At 50.8% G+C, this 18,571-nt stretch carries 15 protein-coding genes; 3 read left to right on the top strand and 12 right to left on the bottom strand.

Annotated elements, in window-relative coordinates:
* Window positions 1–521: 521 nt before the first annotated feature.
* The 3 genes from A3EQ_RS23065 to A3EQ_RS0120150 form a co-directional block, all read right to left on the bottom strand.
* Window positions 522–812: a hypothetical protein gene (locus A3EQ_RS23065; protein ID WP_244874610.1), complete on the bottom strand. Its 291-nt coding sequence runs from the start codon at window positions 810–812 to the stop codon at window positions 522–524.
* 620 nt (window positions 813–1,432) lie between these two features.
* The gene (gene ccpA, locus A3EQ_RS0120160; protein ID WP_020156954.1) at window positions 1,433–2,431 is read right to left on the bottom strand and encodes a catabolite control protein A; all 999 of its coding nucleotides are present in this window, start codon (window positions 2,429–2,431) and stop codon (window positions 1,433–1,435) included.
* A gap of 135 nt (window positions 2,432–2,566) precedes the next feature.
* Window positions 2,567–3,643, bottom strand: coding sequence for a bifunctional 3-deoxy-7-phosphoheptulonate synthase/chorismate mutase (locus A3EQ_RS0120150; protein WP_026500113.1), 1,077 nt, complete (start codon window positions 3,641–3,643; stop codon window positions 2,567–2,569).
* A 325-nt stretch (window positions 3,644–3,968) separates the two neighbouring features.
* Between A3EQ_RS0120150 and A3EQ_RS0120140 the strand changes: the two genes are divergently transcribed.
* Entirely contained in the window at window positions 3,969–6,107 is a 2,139-nt protein-coding gene (locus A3EQ_RS0120140) for a cell division protein FtsA (protein WP_020156951.1), read from the top strand.
* Between the two features lie 387 nt (window positions 6,108–6,494).
* Here A3EQ_RS0120140 and A3EQ_RS21580 read toward each other — a convergent pair whose 3' ends face one another.
* From A3EQ_RS21580 to A3EQ_RS0120110, 5 genes are all read right to left on the bottom strand, one after another.
* Entirely contained in the window at window positions 6,495–6,944 is a 450-nt protein-coding gene (locus A3EQ_RS21580) for a YtxH domain-containing protein (RefSeq protein ID WP_020156949.1), read from the bottom strand.
* Window positions 6,945–6,958: 14 nt separating this feature from the next.
* Window positions 6,959–7,414: a DUF948 domain-containing protein gene (locus A3EQ_RS21575; protein WP_020156948.1), complete on the bottom strand. Its 456-nt coding sequence runs from the start codon at window positions 7,412–7,414 to the stop codon at window positions 6,959–6,961.
* 635 nt (window positions 7,415–8,049) lie between these two features.
* The gene (locus A3EQ_RS21570) at window positions 8,050–8,334 is read right to left on the bottom strand and encodes a hypothetical protein (RefSeq protein WP_040369744.1); all 285 of its coding nucleotides are present in this window, start codon (window positions 8,332–8,334) and stop codon (window positions 8,050–8,052) included.
* Window positions 8,335–8,515: 181 nt separating this feature from the next.
* Window positions 8,516–8,755, bottom strand: coding sequence for a DUF4275 family protein (locus A3EQ_RS23060; protein ID WP_244874609.1), 240 nt, complete (start codon window positions 8,753–8,755; stop codon window positions 8,516–8,518).
* Window positions 8,756–8,762: 7 nt separating this feature from the next.
* On the bottom strand, window positions 8,763–9,680 hold the full coding sequence (locus tag A3EQ_RS0120110) for a tetratricopeptide repeat protein (protein ID WP_020156945.1): 918 nt from the start codon (window positions 9,678–9,680) through the stop codon (window positions 8,763–8,765).
* 85 nt (window positions 9,681–9,765) lie between these two features.
* On the opposite strand from A3EQ_RS0120110, the gene A3EQ_RS0120105 reads away from it, so the two are divergent.
* Window positions 9,766–11,088, top strand: a complete 1,323-nt coding sequence (locus A3EQ_RS0120105) for a M20/M25/M40 family metallo-hydrolase (protein WP_020156944.1) — start codon at window positions 9,766–9,768, stop codon at window positions 11,086–11,088.
* A gap of 610 nt (window positions 11,089–11,698) precedes the next feature.
* Here A3EQ_RS0120105 and murC read toward each other — a convergent pair.
* A complete protein-coding gene (murC, locus tag A3EQ_RS0120100) occupies window positions 11,699–13,033 on the bottom strand; it encodes a UDP-N-acetylmuramate--L-alanine ligase (RefSeq protein WP_020156943.1) in 1,335 nt (444 codons plus the stop codon).
* A gap of 426 nt (window positions 13,034–13,459) precedes the next feature.
* On the opposite strand from murC, the gene A3EQ_RS0120090 reads away from it, so the two are divergent.
* Complete coding sequence (locus A3EQ_RS0120090) at window positions 13,460–15,616, top strand: alpha-galactosidase (protein ID WP_020156941.1); 2,157 nt, start codon at window positions 13,460–13,462, stop codon at window positions 15,614–15,616.
* A gap of 323 nt (window positions 15,617–15,939) precedes the next feature.
* On the opposite strand, the gene A3EQ_RS0120080 is transcribed toward A3EQ_RS0120090, so the two are convergent.
* The 3 genes from A3EQ_RS0120080 to A3EQ_RS0120065 form a co-directional block, all read right to left on the bottom strand.
* Entirely contained in the window at window positions 15,940–16,899 is a 960-nt protein-coding gene (locus A3EQ_RS0120080) for an acetylxylan esterase (RefSeq protein WP_020156939.1), read from the bottom strand.
* 438 nt (window positions 16,900–17,337) lie between these two features.
* Entirely contained in the window at window positions 17,338–18,042 is a 705-nt protein-coding gene (locus A3EQ_RS0120070; RefSeq protein ID WP_020156937.1) for an SDR family oxidoreductase, read from the bottom strand.
* A 12-nt stretch (window positions 18,043–18,054) separates the two neighbouring features.
* Window positions 18,055–18,507, bottom strand: coding sequence for a VOC family protein (locus A3EQ_RS0120065; RefSeq protein WP_020156936.1), 453 nt, complete (start codon window positions 18,505–18,507; stop codon window positions 18,055–18,057).
* Between the last annotated feature and the right edge of the window lie 64 nt (window positions 18,508–18,571).

Below are 18,571 nucleotides of genomic sequence, written 5' to 3'. Positions count from 1 at the left end.
CGCCCAAATGCCGGACCTGAAAGTCGTCCTTCCTAGGCAAGCGTTCTTTGATCACCCGCCGATGGAAGGAGCTTAATTTCGCAACAAATATTTTTTTCATACGCAAGAAAAGGTTGAAATCAAGTGTTTGCGGGTATTTTTATCCCCTCATACACGGATACTCCTCTTCGGGTGATCTTCGGTCAAAATTCCCCGTTTCCATTTCCAGCCGGCAATCCCGCCAAACATTTTCTAGAACAGGCAACATGCGCAGTTGGAGGAGGCAGAAAAGAAAAAATCCTGTACTAAAAAATATGATCCTTTCCGTGCAGGGACCGGGTCCAAGACGGGTGTCAGGGGATCCGGCATTTCCGGCTGAATGGCCATGGACCATCATGGAAGAATTAGAGTTCACTTGGGATGGCCGTTTGAGTCATGGGAGGTTAATTGTTCAATATAGAGAAAGAAGATTCAACATTCATGGATTCCCGGATCGGAATGTCCAACATTTTCATCTTCTTCGCCTCCGGATCGTTCAACATCTAAGGCACAATGTCCAACATTTTTTGCCAAACGTTCAAGTATAAATCCTTTTTGTCCAACATTTTGAGTAAAATGTTCAACATTCCTTTCGCCTTTCGGGGCGGACTGTCCAACATTTCAACCGGTTCGTTCAACATCTGAAAAAAAACGTCCAACACCGCATGGGACTGTCCAACATTTTCAAAAAAATGTCCATCATTTAAAAATGATTGTCCAACATGGAAAAAAATTTGTCCGACATGAACGAAAAAATGTCCATCATCCGGGAAAAAACGTCCATCATCGGACAAAAAATGTCCATCATCGTTACGATAGGTTTGCCGCGAATAAAATGATTCGGCGAATGGATAAGTGCCCATGGAGATCGGACGGTAGACACAGGGCGCAGTGAAGACCAATGATGCGCCAATAGGGGCCACCCAATATGAATCTGAATGCTGCAGGAACGGTTCATGCGGAAGCGGACGTGTACACAAGAAAGGACGGTGCAAAAAATGGGATGAGGGGAAAGTGACCCGGCGGCAATAAATGTCTTTGTGCGCGCTGCATCCGGTCAACGATGATGGACAAAAAATGACTTTATGGAGGTTTTACGCGTTTGTCGTCAGAATCATCGGCAGAGCCTGGAAAAGGCAAAAAATGCCTTTGTGGAGGTTTTACCCCTCGGCGCTTAATGACCGCCGGCATGAGCGGCTGCTTTGGCGGGCAGCGGTTTCTGTGCGGAGATGGATCGCAGCCGGGAAAGGCAGCAGGTCAAAACGCCGGGAAACATCGGACCGGCGGCAGAGGAGAAACGATTCGCATCCCCATGGAAACATCCCCCGGCAATAAAACGGCTTTGACCCGGCGCAACACCGGGCCAAAGCCGTTTTTGCGTTTCCCCGGAACATGGGAAGCCGGGAAAAACCATTTATTTCGTCGACTGGCGGAATTCGATATGGTGGGGCAAAATCACGTTGTGATTGTCCACATCTTCTTTGTTCATATACTTCGTCAACAGGCGCATGGCCACTGCGCCGATGTCGTACAGCGGCTGAACGACCGTGGACAATTTCGGCCGGATCATCACGGCGAGCCTTGTGTTGTCGGAGGAAATGATCTCAAAGTCTTCGGGGACGCGATATCCGCGGTCCTGAATGCCGTGCATGACCCCGAGGGCCATCTCGTCGGAACCGACAAAAATGGCCGTGGGCCTGTCTTCCGATTCGAAAATCTTATCCGCCGCTTCGATTCCCGAATCATAGGTGTAATCCCCTTCAATCACCAGCTCTTCATCGAAGGGAATACCGGCTTCCTCCAACGCCTTCCGGTAACCGGCCACCTTTTCCTTTTGATTGGCCGGTTCATGCAGGGGGCCGCTCACGAAGGCGATTCTCTTGTGTCCCTTTCCGATGAACCATTGGATCGCCTCGTAAACCGCCTTGCCGTAATCGATTTTCACCGAAGGCATTTCCGATTGATCGTCGCTGGAACCGGCAAGGACGATGGGGACCGGCGATTTTTTAAATTCTTGCAGATGCTCTTCGGTCAAATAGGCGCTCATGAAAATAAGCCCGTCCACTTGCTTGGCCAGCATCGAATTCAGCAACTGGAATTCCTTTTCCTTGTTTTGGTCCGAATTGCTCAAGATGATGTTGTAATTGTACATCGTTGCGATATCTTCGATGCCCCTTGCCAATTCGGCATAGAAAATGTTGGAGATGTCGGGAATGATCACCCCGACCGTCGTCGTCTTTTTGCTCGCCAGCCCCCGCNCCACGGCGTTGGGGCGATAGCCGAGCCGTTCAATGACCTCCAAAACCTTCTTCCTTGTTGAAGGTTTCACATTCGGATTTCCATTGACGACGCGCGATACCGTCGCCATGGATACGTTGGCTTCCCTGGCCACATCATAAATGGTTACGTTCAACGAGGATCTCTCCTTTACGACCGATATTTTTGCATTTCGGAAAAATTCCGATTCCGTTTATAATAAAAATTTTCCTGTTGAGAGGAACCTTTATTCATAATATTATAACGGTAAATAAGCAGTTTGAGAATGCTTTCACAGATAATTTTTCGTGAATTTTTCCATTTCCTCCATAAAAACGGAAAATTGATCGAGGTCCATTTGCTGCCTGGCGTCGGACAGGGCCACGGACGGATTCGGATGCACTTCCGCCATCACCCCGTCAGCCCCGATGGCGAGAGCGGCCTTCGCCGCGGGTATCAGCAAATCCCTTCTCCCCGTCGAATGGGTAACGTCGACGATCACCGGGAGATGGGTTTCCTGTTTTAAAACGGGGACGGCGGAGATGTCGAGCGTGTTTCTCGTCGCCCGCTCGAAGGTGCGGATTCCCCGCTCGCACAAAATAATCTGGCTGTTCCCTTGGGAAAGGATGTATTCGGCGGCGTACAAAAATTCTTCGATCGTCGCCGCCAGCCCCCTTTTCAATAATACCGGTTTGCGGACCCTTCCCGCTTCCTTCAGCAATTCGAAATTTTGCATATTCCGCGCGCCGATCTGGATGACGTCCACATATTCCAGCGCCTCCTCCATATGGGCGGGATTGACGATTTCGCTGACGACGGCGAGATCGTACTTGTCCGCGATCTCCCTTAAAATCTTCAGCCCCTCAAAGCCCAGCCCCTGAAAATCGTAAGGGGATGTCCTCGGCTTGAAAGCCCCGCCCCTGAAAAGCTTCAACCCCTTTTCTTTGACCGCCTTCGCCACCGCTTCCGTCTGTTCGTAGGATTCGACGGAGCAAGGACCGAAAATGAAATGGGGTTTCCCGTCCCCGAAGGTTTCCCCTTTGACGGAAACGACCGTATTTTCCTTCCGGTTTTTCCGGGAAAAAAGCATTTCGCTTTTCTGGTCGGATTCCTGCAATTCCAGGGCCGCTTTGAAAATTTCCTTGAAAATATGTTCGATGGTGGCGTCTTTAAAAGGGCCCTTATTCAGGGAAAGCAGGCGGTCGAGCATGACCCTTTCCCGTTCCGGGTCAAAACGGTTGATGCCTTGGGCATGTTTGAGCTTGCCGATCTTTTGGACCAATCTTCCCCGCTCGCTGATCAAGTGTAAAATCTTTTCGTTGATTTCATCCACCTGTTTCCGCAAAACATCCAGTTCCTCGCTGTTCATTTCCAACATCCTTCCTCGCTTCGTCGAATACGGGTCTGTCCGGCCTTGCCGCAGGCCGGCGGAACGGGCCGACATTTTTCGAAAGCGTCTCGCACCTTTTGCAAAATACGGGAAAAAAGGACGATGGCGCCAACCTTTATGAGAAAAGAAAATTATGGTACATTTCAATTAGCAAGATTCCATGTTTTGCCGCTTTTATAATTATAAAAGAATCGCCTGCCAAAGTCACGGAAGGCACCGCTTCCTTCCGGGAATCGAAATTTAAAACGATGATTTTCAAAAACACATCCAATTCGCCAACCACAATGCCGTGAAGAGGTGGACTATGGAAAATCCGAAGCAAACCTTCGCCCTCGACATCGGAACGAGAACGATTGTGGGCATCATATGGGAAGAAAGGGACAACCGGGCGGAAATCAAACATTGCATCGTGAAGGAACATCAGGAGCGGGCGATGCTCGACGGGCAGATCCATGACATTACCTCCGTCGCCCGGGTGATCCGGGAAGTGAAGGAAGAGCTGGAACGGAAGTGCGGGCCGTTAAAAAGGGCTTGCGTGGCCGCCGCGGGACGGACTTTAAAAACGGAACAGGCCGCGGCCAAGATGGAAACGGGCGGACGGCCCATCCGCAAAGAGGACGTCATCCATCTCGAACTGATGGCCGTGCAAAAGGCGGAACAACAAGTCGCGGAAAAATTCAAAAGCGCATCCGGAAAGTTTTTTTGCGTCGGTTATTCGGTCCTTTACTATTATCTGGACGGGGAACAAATCGGGAATCTGGTCGGCCAAAACGGAAGCGAAGCTTCGGTGGAGATCATCGCCACGTTTTTGCCGAAGGTCGTCATCGATTCCCTGTCCTCCGCCTTAAACCGGGCCGGTCTGGAGATGGAAGCGATCACCTTGGAGCCGATCGCGGCCATCCATGTCCTCATCCCGCCGTCCATGCGCCGACTCAACGTCGCCTTGGTCGATATCGGGGCCGGGACATCGGATATCGCCGTTACGGACAAGGGAACGATCATCAATTACGGCATGGTCCCCATCGCCGGAGACGAAATTACGGAAGCGATCAGCGACCAATTTTTGATCGATTTCCCCGTGGCCGAACAGGTCAAAATTCAGCTGTCCACCAAGGATACGGTCACCGTCAAGGATATTCTCGGCTTCGAGCTGACCTTGGAAAAGGATGAGATCATCCGGGCCATTTCCCCCGCCATCGAGCAGCTGGCGGATACGATCGCCCGCGAAATTTTGCGCTTAAACCACCAGCATTCGCCGAAGGCGGTAATGCTCGTCGGGGGAGGAAGTTTGACCCCGAATCTGCCGGAACTGCTGGCGGAAAAATTGCAACTGCCGAAAAACCGGGTGGCCATCCGGCAAATCGATGCGTTGGAAAACGTCATCATCCCCGACGAACGGTTAAGGGGGCCGGAATTTGTCACCCCGATCGGGATCGGCATCTCCGCCAAGAAAAATCCGCTGCAATATAAAACGGTTTTCTTGAACGGCCAACCCGTCCATTTATTTGAAATTAAAAAACTGACGGTGGCGGACGCCCTGCTGGCCAGCGGACTCAAAATCAGCCAACTGTACGGCAAGCCGGGGTTGGCCAAAATCATCCGTTTCAATGGCAAGGCGGTGGCATTCCCCGGGAAATTCGGCAGCCCCCCGAAAATTTTTGTCAACGGGGAACCGGCATCCGTCGACGACGAGATCCGTGAAGGGGCCGAAATCACCGTCGAAAAGGGCGACGACGGCGAAGATGCGAAAATTACCGTCGAAGAGCTGATGAAGGAAGGAAAAATCTCCCTTTTCGTAAACGATCAGGAGTATTTCCTCTTCCCTTCCGTTGAAGTGAACGGAAAAAAAACGGACAAAAGGCGGGAACTGAAGGACCGGGACATCGTCCAATGCCGCTATGCGAAAACGATCGGGGAAGCCCTCGCCGCCATCGGATTAAAGGACTTGTTGAAGGAGGCGGCGGAGTTTTCCGTCACCGTCAATAATGAACGGAAGCGCCTGCCGAAGTTTTCCGGCAAAATCCTGAAAAACGGGGCAGAGGCCACGCCCGAAACCCCGATTCAGGCGGGGGACCGGGTAACGGTCACCCGAAGGAAAAATCCGACCGTCGAAGAACTGGCATCCGAATTCCATTGGGTTTTGAAGCAAGACATGCCCGTCACCTTCAACGGAAAACCGGTCCTCCTCTCCAAAAGGGTCACCTTCGTCCGGCGGGACGGGAAATTGCTGGATGACAAGGACCGGGTGAAATCCGGCGACGTCTTGACCGTGGAGCGCGCGGAAGATTCCCCCTTCATCTTCCAGGATGTCTTCCGTTTTGTCGACTACAGCACGGGGGACAAAAGGGGGAATTACAAAATATTAAGAAACGGAAAGGAAGGAACCTTTCAGGACCGGCTAACCCCCGGAGACAAGCTGGAGATCATATGGCCGGACCAATAACAGGGCGGAAGAAGGCTTCATCCCGGCCTGCGGACGCATGCCGATTTCAACGCCTAGAGCGCTCAAAACCGCTTCAATCGCGCGGCGGATTCCCGCGGGTATGCGGATGAGGAAGGCCCATGGTCCGCCTCAAACCGCTTCAAATCCTTCGGAAGCCCCGTCCGTCGAAGCGTTCAAAAGATCCGCCGCTTTCGGTCTTTACGGCGTCCTTGCCCGTTGTGCCGAGGGTACAACGCGGAGTATCCCCGGTCCGCGATCGCCAAAGCAAGAAGATCCGCCCCGATTGGCCGGAAAACGCGCCCGAAATGCGAATAAGGAAAGGCAGCCACCCGAAGGGAGCTGCCTTTTTCGGCGTTTCGGCCATTGATCCGCGCCTATTGGAAAGCATTACCGACTTTCTTCCCGCGCCTCTTCCTGCGGTTCTTCCCGCTTTCCTTCCTTCAATGCCTCCAATTTGCGGTCGATTTCCTCTCCGATCTTCCCAATCGCTTCCTTTGCATCCTCCAGGGCCTCCTCGAGCGATTCCCCCGACTTCTTGGTCAGGGATTGGACCTTATCCAGCAATTCGTTGGATTGTTCCTTCAAGGAACGGGTTACCTTCGAGGTGGCATCGAGGGCGATGGATTTCCATTCGTTTCCCTTTTGGACGACCGTGTCTTTCACCTGGCTCGTTTTTTCCTTGGCCGCGGTGAATTGTTCCTGGATATCGCCCCGCAATTCCCTCCCGGATTTCGGAGCGAAGATGAGGGCGGCAACCGATCCCACCAGCGCGCCGAACAGAGCCCCGCCAAGGAAGGAGCCGAGACGGGATTTCCCGTTTTTCACTTCTTCCCCCACGATGAAAACCTCCTTTATGATTGAAATTCTTTTTCTTCAGCCTTCTTTGGTTTTTTGCGGTTTCTCACTTCTTCCCATTTGCTCTTCAGCTCAAGGACGATGGAGCTCCATTGGACCACCTGGGCCAATGCGTCCTTGTTCCTCTCCAGTTTCTCCTGGACAGATACGGTAAAATTCCCGAGGGAATCGTTGAATCCTTTTATCGTTTTTTCCACGTCGCCCAGCGCTTGAAAGACACCGTTCAGCGATTCCGACTTTTCGTGGATGTCCTGAATCAGCCGGTTGGTGGACCGCAAGACCTCTTCCGTCTCCTTGGCCACTTTTTCCACATCGCCCTTAAGGCCGTCCAACGATCGGGAAAGGGTGTCCAGCGTCTTTGACACGGATTTGAGGGTGAGGATCAAATAAACGGCCATTGCGGAAAAACTTGCGGCAACAAGCAGCGCGCTGACGGATAAAACCCATTCCATGTTTTGCAGCTCCTTTCTCGACGGGTGTAGAAGGACTGCGGTGCCGGATCCGGCTCCGCCGGCAGCCCATGCCGAATGCTTACTATTATTAAAACATTTTTTGACTTCTTTTTCGAGGTTTCGCGGGAAAAAGTTTGAGACAAGGGTTTGTGTAAGTATTTTTTCATCAACAACGGAAACTTTCGTTCAGCGTACGCTCTTTTGAAAAACCTCGCATTTTTAAAAACCGGCCCATGCTTTCGGAGCTCCGCATTTTGGCGTACCCGCCCTGCTTTTAAGTACGGGAGGCTCTTGCGGCTCTCCAACCGTACTTTCTGCCTTTTCAAAAAAAGGTTTCGGCGGGTTCTTGCCTTCCCCGGTTTTTGTCCATCCGCCACGGATTGGCGGACTATTTGGATCAATTGGCATTTCCTTTGGATTCTTTGCCAATGATCCCAACCCTTAAACAAAGATAGGCCGAAATATCATTCGTTACCATATTGGCTACAGTTGTTGGACAGAAGATGCGGTCGGGTCTCCAAACCGGCATTGCTCAAGCGTCAAATGACGACAAACCGGATAAAATGAAGGAAAACCCGGTCCGGATAGGTTTTCCCCATTCTGATGAAACTTGCGCACATGTTAGCTGAATACGTTCACGGGTATTCGGATATCGATTCTTTCAACACTGCTTTGCAATTTTGCAGCTGTTTTGCAATATTCACGGCCGAACCATGCTTCTCTAAATTCGATAAATAGTAAAGTCCGTGTGCATCATAAGTCACACCTATTGTAGTTGTTTCATTATTCATTTCAATAAAAATTGTTGAGTATTTCGCATCCTTACCTCTCCAATCCTGCAATTTCTCCGCCGCCTCCTCCATCAAGGGCTGAACGTAATGTCCTTTCGAAATTGAAAAAACGGTCAAGAAGATCGACATATTCTCCTGTTTTCCGGTCACGGTAGCAGTTTCGTTTTATCTCAATTTCACCAAAGAGCGCGCCCTGGGAACGGAAGACGAGGCGAAGATGGAGTTTCGTTTTATCTCAATTTCACCAAAGAGGCTGACGATACGGAGTTTTCGTTTATCGAGCAGCCGAAACCGTTTCTCTTCTTCCCTTTTAACAAACGAATCGGTTCTCCTCATGAAACGCGCGCATCGCCGTTTTCCCTTCAAGACAAGGCAGTTTTTCGTAGCTGAATACATGCCACAAAAACTGACCGAAATCAATCGACTGTTTCTCCTGCGGACTAATGGCACCGGCAAACGTTCCTTCCCAACGCCTGCGGAAGTCTTCTCCTTTTCCCATCCATTCTTCCACCATAATCCCTCTATTTTCTAATCTTTTTCGTATGTTCATCCAATTCCTACTCCCAAGGAAATATATCGCTCGCGCGGCAAAAAATCCGATACGAAACGCCTTGTTTGCGGCGCCGCGCCGCTTTGTTTCCTATTCTCGTCGTTTCAATGATATCATCCCAGAACGGAATGCGCGCGCGCAGCCGCTCAAACATCTTCCGAACGGCGGCATCGGTAACGTCTCTGCCAAAAAACGATTGAAACAACATTTTGCGGACGTCTTCCCCAGTCATCGGCCGTTCGCTATGCAGAATTGTCGCAAGCGCATAAAACGATTGGTATTCGAGCTCCACCAACTCGCCTGCGTAACGAACGACAAAACCGTCGCTGAGGCAAAGCATCACCTCATGCAGCGAAAACCGCTCCTGCTCGGAAAAATAGGTTTCCTCTGTTACAATTTCGTCGCTTTCCGGTGTAATAATGCGATAAAACGCGCGGTGAAAATCTTCAATGCGATGGAGAAAAATCGCTTGGCGATAGCGATCGACCGTTTCTTCATCATACGGCCTTGCTTCCATCTTTTCCATTTGCTTTAGCGCATTCGACGCGAGAAAAATGCCGCAATTGACAAGAAGCATATGGCTTAGCATCGCCTGCGTGTCATTAAGAGACTCGCCCCTCTTTCCTGAAAGTGCCCGATGAAAATGGTACGCCGCTTCGGCGTATCTTCCTTCGTTATAGCAAATATGTGCCAACCGATAATTGGCAACCGGATGGCTTGGCTTGAACTTTAACGCTTTTTGCAAGTACTTCTTCGCCAGCTGCGGATCAGGAGCGTTCGACATTTTAAAATGCTCGCCAAAACGAACGTACAAATGGATCAATTCGCTTTCGATTTTCTCACGCCGCTTTCGATCTTTTTCTTCTCTCAACTCCGCAAGCAAGCGGCGTTCTTCTTGAAGCGGAAAAAACTCGTACTCTTCCACTCCACACTCCCTCCCTTTGTGACAAGGAGTCACACACCGATTTGTATAGTTTTATTGTAACGAATTTGAAAAGGAGATGGATAGTATGGAAAAATGGACGAAACTCATGATTCGGCACGGATTTCATCCGGAAGATGCGGAAACAGGAATAACATCACAATGGCTTGCGCAAACATTCGCAGCGCTCATCCAACGGCACCAGCACCTTGACACCATTTCCGAAACGGACTGGATGGAAGCGCTCCAGCAAACCGCTAAGCAAATGGTTTTGCGCAATCATGACATTCCAGGAAGAGAAACGCTGGTCGACCCGACGAAAAACGAACTTCCTCTCATTCAAATCGATCCGTACGTCCGCGGCATCGTCCGCTGGCTGAATATGATGCATATTTACACTGTTAACAGCTGCGACGGAGAGGGAGTTCGCCCGGCAACGATTTATTTTCTCGAAGACTTATCCGTCCAGCAGCTCGCCATCATCCGGGCTTGCACCCCGCAGCAAATTCGAATTAAAGCGGAAAAAAGAAAAGCAACCTTATTCTATCAGCGTGGACACATCGATGACCTTTTGACGATGGCCGAACGGTTATACAACGTCTGGCGGAATCCGGAGCTGCTGATGGCGTACCGTTTAGAAACATTCAAACACCGCCTATACTCCCTTCTTTCCATCAATGGAAGAAGCGGCAGGGAAACGATGATTCGGCAAATGTTATATGGACGTCTTCGCCAAAAAACCGATTGGTGCCAAATCGATGCTTACGGAAACTTGCTTGCCGCGGTTTATTGCGGAAACGGCCCGACGATTCTGCTGTCCGCCCATATGGATACGGTTCGCCCGTTTTCACCGAAACGTACGATTATCGAAAGTGGAACCGTACTAAGCAGCTCGCGCGGCATCTTAGGAGCCGACGACCGCGCGGGAATCGCGGTCATCTTAGAAATACTTGATGTCATTCGCCATTCCCGCTTCCAAGGAACACTGAAAATCGCCTTCACCGTCGAAGAAGAAATCGGCTGCCTCGGCTCGCGCCATATCGATCCAACATTTTTGCAAGACGTCGACACCGCGATTGTCGTAGACCGCCGCGGAACGCGCGACATCGTCACTTCTTACGCCGGCATCGTACCGTTTTGCCCTGACGAATATGGCCGCATTTTCGAAACAGCCGGAGCGCTCGCCGGCATGCCCGACTGGAAAATGACCCATGGCGGACTAAGCGACGCCAAAGTATTCGCCGAATTCGGCATTCCATCCGTCAACTTATCCGTCGGCTACGAGCATGAACATACCGAATTCGAAACGCTCGACTACAAAGCAACTCTTGAAACGGTGCTTCTGCTTGAAACAGTGTTGGAAAACAACATGATTGCCGAAAAACTCGTTGCAATATGTAATAAGAGTTAAGAGAAAAATAGAGAGTAGAGTGGATCAAAACAACCACTCTACTTTTATGTATTTTTGATTTATCCATGTTCTTGCCGCTATGCATTCGTTTTTTGACGTTCCTTGCGAATCGTTTCAAAATATTTCGCGAACTCTGATTCGCCTGAATAGGAAAGGTATAAAGTATTGTTTTGCTCTTGTTATGCTTATGGAAAAAAGGTTGCCCCTTAAAACAGAAAGAAAATGTGTAAAATACAAAACTATTTCTTTTTTTTATTTTCTTTCCTTTCAAAATACACATGCAACCGGTACTCGCAAATCTCTTTCGTGCAATAGAAAAATTAAGAGAAAAGGCGCCGTTTTCAAAGGAAAGGACCAAGGAGTATCTCTCTTTTTTATTGTATTTGCCTCCTTTCCTGCCGCACTTAGGCTTGGTTCCCCCTTCAATAGGTGAGCGCTCTTTAATCACTCACCTATTGAAGGACCTTAATTTTGGCCAGAAATATTTCACTCATACCGTGAAAAGAAAAAAATTCCTTGAAACCCGGGAGAAGGCGTTTACCCTGCGCGGTAATGGAAACCCCGCATCAAACGCCCAAAAACGACACAAATCCGAAAAAGAAAAGCACAACTATTCCGTTGTGCTTGCTGTGGTCAGGATCCCCTTTTCGGCCAAATAATTTTCATAGGCCTCCTGGTATTTTTGAATGTCCCCGGCGCCCATAAACAGAATCACGCTGTCGCCGAATTCCGCCAGGGGCGAAGGATCCTTCTCATCGAGAATTTGCGAGCCTTCGATGGCCGCATTCAAGTCTTTGATGGACAATTTTCCGTGATTCTCTCTCGCCGAACCGAAAATCTCGCATAAAAACACATGGTCGGCCTTGCGCAAACTTTCGACAAATTCGTCGAAGAGCGCCTGTGTCCGCGTATACGTATGGGGTTGAAAAACGGCCACGATCTTTTTCCCCGGATATTTTTGCCTGGCCGCATCGATCGTCGCCAAAATTTCCCGCGGATGATGGGCGTAATCGTCCACCAGGATTTGCGACCCGGCCTTTTTTTCGGTAAACCGCCGTTTCACGCCGTGGAAAGTGGCCAATTGTTTCTTCACGATCTCCACATCGATGTTTTCATAATCGCAGAAGGTGATGACGGCCAAGGCATTGAGCACGTTGTGATCCCCGAAGGTCGGGATGAAAAAGGACGAGTAAAAGTTGTTGCGGACGAACACATCGAAACGGGTGCCTTCCGTCGTTTTCTCCACATTCCGCGCCTGGAAGTCATTTTCTTCCCCGAATCCGTAGTACAAGACGGGCACCTTCGCCTGGATCTTCTGCAAATTCTCATCGTCCCCGCAGGCGATGATTCCCTTCTTCACCTGCAGCGCCAATTCCTGAAAGGCGGAAAAGACGTCGTCGATGTTCGCATAATAATCGGGGTGGTCGAAGTCGATATTCGTCATGATGCAGTAATCGGGCTTATAGGCCAAAAAATGGCGGCGGTATTCGCAGGCTTCAAACACAAAAAATTCCGCCTCTTTGTTCCCTTTTCCCGTGCCGTCCCCGATCAAATAGGAAACCGGCTTGGCGGCCTCCAGCACATGGGCCAGAAGCCCGGTCGTGGACGTTTTCCCATGGGCTCCCGTCACGGCGATGCTCGTAAAATTTTCGATGAAATCGCCGATGAAATGGTGATAACGGATGACGGGAATGCCGATTTTCAAGGCTTCTTCAATTTCCTCGTGGGTGTCGGGGAAGGCGTTCCCGGCGATGGCGATCATTCCCGTTTTTATATTTTCTTTATTGAAGGGATAAATGGGTATCCCCGCTTTTTCCAACGCATCCTGGGTAAAAAAATGCTTCTTGACGTCCGAACCCTGGACGGTAAAGCCCATATCGTGAAGGATTTGGGCAAGGGCGCTCATTCCGGAACCTTTGATGCCGATAAAATGATAAACGGTCATATTCCAAGAACCTCCAACAGTCTTCCTATGTAAATTAGTATATGTGTATATTTTCTTTTCTTTTCACAAAAACCGGAGGGGATGTTCCGTATTTAATGATTATAGCACTTCTTGCGGAAAAAAACTATTTCCCGGAACGGTCCCTTGCGCAAAACTTCCAGGCCGGGCCGGCATTTCCGCAAAATTTTCCGGCGGCGGGCGGAGCATTTGAAGCGGTCCGGTATCTTTTTAACTTTATCGTTAACTATCCGGCCGCGCCGCCCTGTTTTCCGATTTTCACGCAGTCCCATTTGCCGGCACATGGGGGAGAAAGGAAAGCCCGGTCTGCGGGGAATGGCCAGAACCCCTTTCCCATACGCTAATAAAAAGAAAATATCCGTTGGCGATTGCCTTATTTTATAATCCTAGGAAATGGAGGAACCCGCCGTGCCGGTTTTTGTAGATGAAAAAACCTCCTTGTTTCACTTGCAGGCGAAAAACATGAGCTACATTTTCCGAATCATGAACGGATATCCCGTTCACGGGTACTGGGGGAAAAAATTGAACCACCAGCGCGGGCTTGCCCATTTATTTAAACCCTATGCAAAGGATTTTCTCGACCGGCTCCCGCAGGAATATCCTCAATACGGATCAGGGGATCACCGGAACCCCGCCTATCAAATCCGGCTGGAAGAAGACGGAAGCCGCATCAGCGAACTGGTTTATAAAAATCACCGCATCGTAAAAGGGAAACCCAAACTGGCCGGGCTTCCGGCGGTTTACACGGAAACGGACAAGGAAGCGGAGACCTTGGAAGTCGTTTTAACCGATCCATATTCCGGACTGGAAGCGATCCTCTCCTACACCGTATTTAAAGATTTCGATTGTCTGGCCCGCTCGGTCCGTTTCACGAACAAAGGGAAACAAACGATCCGCCTCCTTCGGGCGCTAAGCGCCTCCGTCGATTTTCCCCATAACCGTTTTGATGTCCTTTATCTTTCCGGGGCATGGAGCAGGGAAGCCCATATCCAGAGAAGGCCGATCGGCCCGGGAATCACCGCCATCGAAAGCCGGCGCGGCGCCAGCGGCCACCAGCTGAATCCATTCATGGCGCTTCTTTCCCCGAATGCGGACGAGGATCAGGGGGAAGTGTACGGGTTCAGTTTCGTTTACAGCGGGAATTTTCTGATCGCGGCGGAGGTGGACCAATTTTTCACGACGAGGGTATCGGTCGGCATCAATCCCTTTGATTTCTCCTGGAAGCTTGCTCCCGGGGAATCCTTCCAAACCCCGGAAACGGTCATGGTTTACTCCTCCCGGGGGATCGGGGAGATGTCGCGGACCTTTCACCGGTTGTACCGGACCCGGTTGGCGCGGGGGGTTTACCGGGACAAAGAACGGCCGATTTTGGTGAACAATTGGGAGGCCACTTATTTCAACTTCAATGAAAAAAAGCTCCTGGAAATCGCCAAAGCCGCAGCCGAACTCGGGATCGAATTGTTCGTCTTGGATGACGGCTGGTTCGGGAAACGGGACGATGCCACCACTTCCCTCGGGGATTGGCAGGAAGACCGGCGAAAGCTGCCCCACGGCCTGGCAGGCTTGGCCAAACGGGTGAACGATCTCGGTTTGAAATTCGGGCTTTGGGTGGAACCGGAAATGGTATCCCCGGAAAGCGAGCTGTACAAAAAGCACCCCGATTGGTGTCTGCATGTCAAAGGGAGAAGGAGGACGCTGGCCAGGAACCAGTTGATCCTGGACCTTTCGCGCCAAGATGTCCGCGAGTATATCATCGAAACGTTCAGCGGCATTTTTTCCCGGGTTCCCGTGTCCTTCGTGAAATGGGACATGAACCGGAACATGACGGAGATCGGTTCCGAAAAATGGCCGGCGGACCGGCAGATGGAAATCGCCCACCGTTATATCCTCGGACTTTATGAAATCCTTGAACGGTTAACATCGGCCTTCCCCCACATCTTGTTCGAAAACTGTTCCAGCGGCGGGGGACGGTTCGACCCGGGAATGCTCTATTACATGCCGCAAACCTGGACCAGCGACAACACCGATGCGGTGGAACGCTTAAAAATCCAATACGGAACGAGCCTCGTTTACCCGATCAGCGCCATCGGGTCCCACGTATCCGCCGTGCCGAACCATCAGGTGGGGCGGGTAACCCCCCTCGCCACCCGCGGTCATGTGGCGATGAGCGGCAATTTCGGTTACGAGCTCGACTTGACGAAATTGAACGAAAAAGAGAAGAAATTGGTGAAAGAACAGGTTGCCCGTTATAAACAGATTCGCAGGCTTGTCCAGCAGGGGGATTTTTACCGGCTTTTAAGCCCCTTTGAAGGAAACGAAACGGCATGGATGTTCGTTTCGGAGGACAAAAAGGAGGCCGTCGTCTTTTATTTCCGGGTTTTATCCGAACCCCATCCTCCCCGGAAACGGCTGCTGCTGAAGGGGCTGGATCCGGACCGGGTGTACCGGCTCGGGGAAAAAGCGGAATACTTTGCCGGCGATCAATTAATGGGTGCCGGCATTCCCCTGCGCTTGCCCCGGGAGGACTTTACCAGCCTCCTATTCAAACTGAGTGCGGCCACTTGAGTCTTGCGGTTTTCAGGCCCTTCTCCGGAACCGGACCGATTCGGGCAGCCAACCTTCGCCTTGACGTTTCGGATTGCTCTTTAGATTGTTCTTTCGGATTAGCTCATCCGCCCGGTCCTCGGCTTGGGCGGCACTATCTCCGGTGCCGCGCCAAGCTGTTTTAGTTTTCCTGGATCAGGAAATCCCGATCCTTTTTTGATGAAAGACCGGCTCCGGCCCTTCCGCAAAAACAGCCGGCCTTTTTTACAAAGAAAAAACCGGCAAACGCCGGTTCGGACGGTGAATGTTCATTGATTGCAATCGCCTTTGAAGCTCCCATTTTCCTATAGTCTCAAAAACCTTTCCATCGCCTTATCCTGGAGCCCGAGCAAATATTCGTGGCCGTATTCAGGGTACAAAAGCATTTCTTTCTTTGCCCGGATTTTATTGTAGGCGGCAAATTGGGTGGAGGGCGGACAAACGGTATCCTTCAAGCCGGTCACCCACAGGACGTTCGCTCGAATCCGGTCGGCGAAATTTTGAATATCAATATAGCCGAGACGGCGGAAAATCTCCTCGTGCTTTTCATGATTCGGGTCGAATTGCCGGAAATAATAGGCCAGCTCTTCGTAGGCGGAATTGGCGATATCCATTTCCCAAACCCTTCGATAGTCCGATAAAAAGGGATAGACGGCCACCAGTTCTTTGATCCGCGGTTCAAGGGCGGCACACACCGTCGCCAGCGCCCCTCCCTGGGAAACCCCGAAGGCGCCGATCCGGTTCTCATCCACTTCCTCCATGGACATCAAAATCCGGGCCGCCTGCACAGTGTCGAGGAACACGTTCCGGTAATAGAGCTTGTCCGGATTCGGATCGTCCAGCCCGCGGATGATATGTCCCCTTAACGTATTTCCCGCAACCGTCAAATTGTCTTGGGACAACCCGCCCTGGCCGCGGCAGTCGAGGGCGATGACAGTAAAACCGAATGCGGCGAAAGCCGCCTTGTCAAACCAATCGCCGCTTCCGCTGGAATAGCCATGAAACAGGACGAGTCCCGGCCCCGCCTTTTTCCCGGATTTCGGCTTTGCCAGCTTGCAATGGATTTTTGCGCCGCCCACGCCGGTAAAAAAGAGATCGAAGCATTCCGCATTCGGATATTGGCACGATGCGGGGACCAATTCATAATCAAAGGACTGCCGTTCCAGCTCATCCATCGCCCTTTGCCAATATTCATCGAAGTCGTCCGGTTTCGGGCTTTTTCCCGTGTACGTTTTCAGCTCCTCCAAAGGCATGTCCACATGCATGTTCATTCCTCCTCGACAGTTCAAGGTTTCTTTTTTATTCCCATCGCGGTTTAAGGATATCCGGCCGCATCGTTTCAAATGACGGTTTTCTCTATTCCAGGCTTGGAATGGCCGGCAATCCTGTGATTTTATGAAAATTGCTTTTATTCATTAAGCGCTAAACGGAAAGAATAACCGGGAAAAGTCCTCCCGTAAAACCGTGTTAAGGAAAGGGCTCGCCCTTTTTTTAACCGGCGTGGCCAGCAGGCGTCTGATGAACCCCCCGAGGATCAGGAAGAGAAAAAACGCGGGCATGTTCGCCGCAGTGAGCAAAACCATGTTTCTCCGGAAAGGCAAAGGGAAAAGGCGGATGGCTAAGCTTCCCTGCACGGATGGAACGGGTTCCCGATGTCATTCTTGAACATGGAACGGGTTTCCATTCACCCTTTCACAGAAGGCCTAAATATCCATCGGTTTTCCTTCATAATCCACAAGAATGAGATCCTGTTCCGGAAAATCGGAGAATTCAATCATTTTGCAAATGCCCGCCGCAGGGATTTCCGGGTCGATTTCAGCAGACGGCCCGCCCATGTCCGTGCGCATCCATCCGGGGTGAACGGAAAATACGCGGATCCCACTTGCCTTCAACTCCTTTTTTGCCTTTGCCGTCAGCATGTTTAAAGCTGCTTTCGAAAGGCCGTAGGCATAATCCCCGCCATATGCGCTGCTAATGCTTCCCGCGTCGGAGGAAACATTGATGACGGTCGGATTGTCTCCTTTTTTCAGGAGGGGGAGAAAATGCTTGATCACCCGCAAAGGTCCGAAGGCGTTGACATTCATCGTATCCATGCATTCGTCGAGATCCGTATCCGCAATCGAACGTTCCCTTCCCATCAAAATCCCGGCATTGTTGATCACCGCATCCAGCCGTTCCGTATGCCGTTTCACCTGTTGAAAAGCGCGGATGACGCCAGATTCGTCGGAAACATCGATTTCCACCGGGATCAGCTTGGCTCCGAAGCGGTTTTGGAGATCTTTCAACTGTGAAAGTTTTTTCGGATCGAGCGATCTTGCCCCAGCAAAAACCTCGTGACCCCTTTCCAGGGCTGTTTTCGCCAAAGCCAGCGCCAGTCCGCGATTGGCACCGGTGATAAAGATCTTCATTTCCTTCCCCTTTCAGTCATTTTCCACCAATTCGATGATCATCCGCAAAACATCGCCGGCATCCAGATAGGCATAACGCCCCCCGGGATATTCCCCGGACTGGATCAAGGGAATGCCGTTCTTGTTCAACCGTTCGATTTTTTCCTTCATGCCCGTGATTCGGAAGGCCAGATGATGAACCCCTTCCCCGCGCTCATCCAAAAATTCCTTCCATGTGCTCGGTTCGCGATCCGGTTCGATCAATTCCAGCTGAAGGTTTCCCAATTGAAAAAATGCCAGTTTCGCCCGCGCCTCCGTCGGTTTTCCCCTGAAGACCGTCTTCGCCTTCTCCCGGGAAGGGGTCATGATGATTTCGGGTTTGTCCATTCCGAAAAAATCGGCAATGGCTTGCGACGTTTTTTCGATGTCTTTGACCACCACCCCGATCTGCGCGACTACGTTCGTATCCAGCAAATTCCGATCCATGCTTCTTCGTCACCTCCCGTCCCTTTAAATTTTAATAAAAAAACCTGTATTGGAAAGCGTTTTC

The organism is Caldibacillus debilis DSM 16016 (genome assembly GCF_000383875.1).
GTDB lineage: Bacteria > Bacillota > Bacilli > Bacillales > Caldibacillaceae > Caldibacillus > Caldibacillus debilis.
The sequence above is the reverse complement of the archived record's forward strand: the minus strand, read 5'-3'. Positions and strand labels throughout refer to the sequence as shown.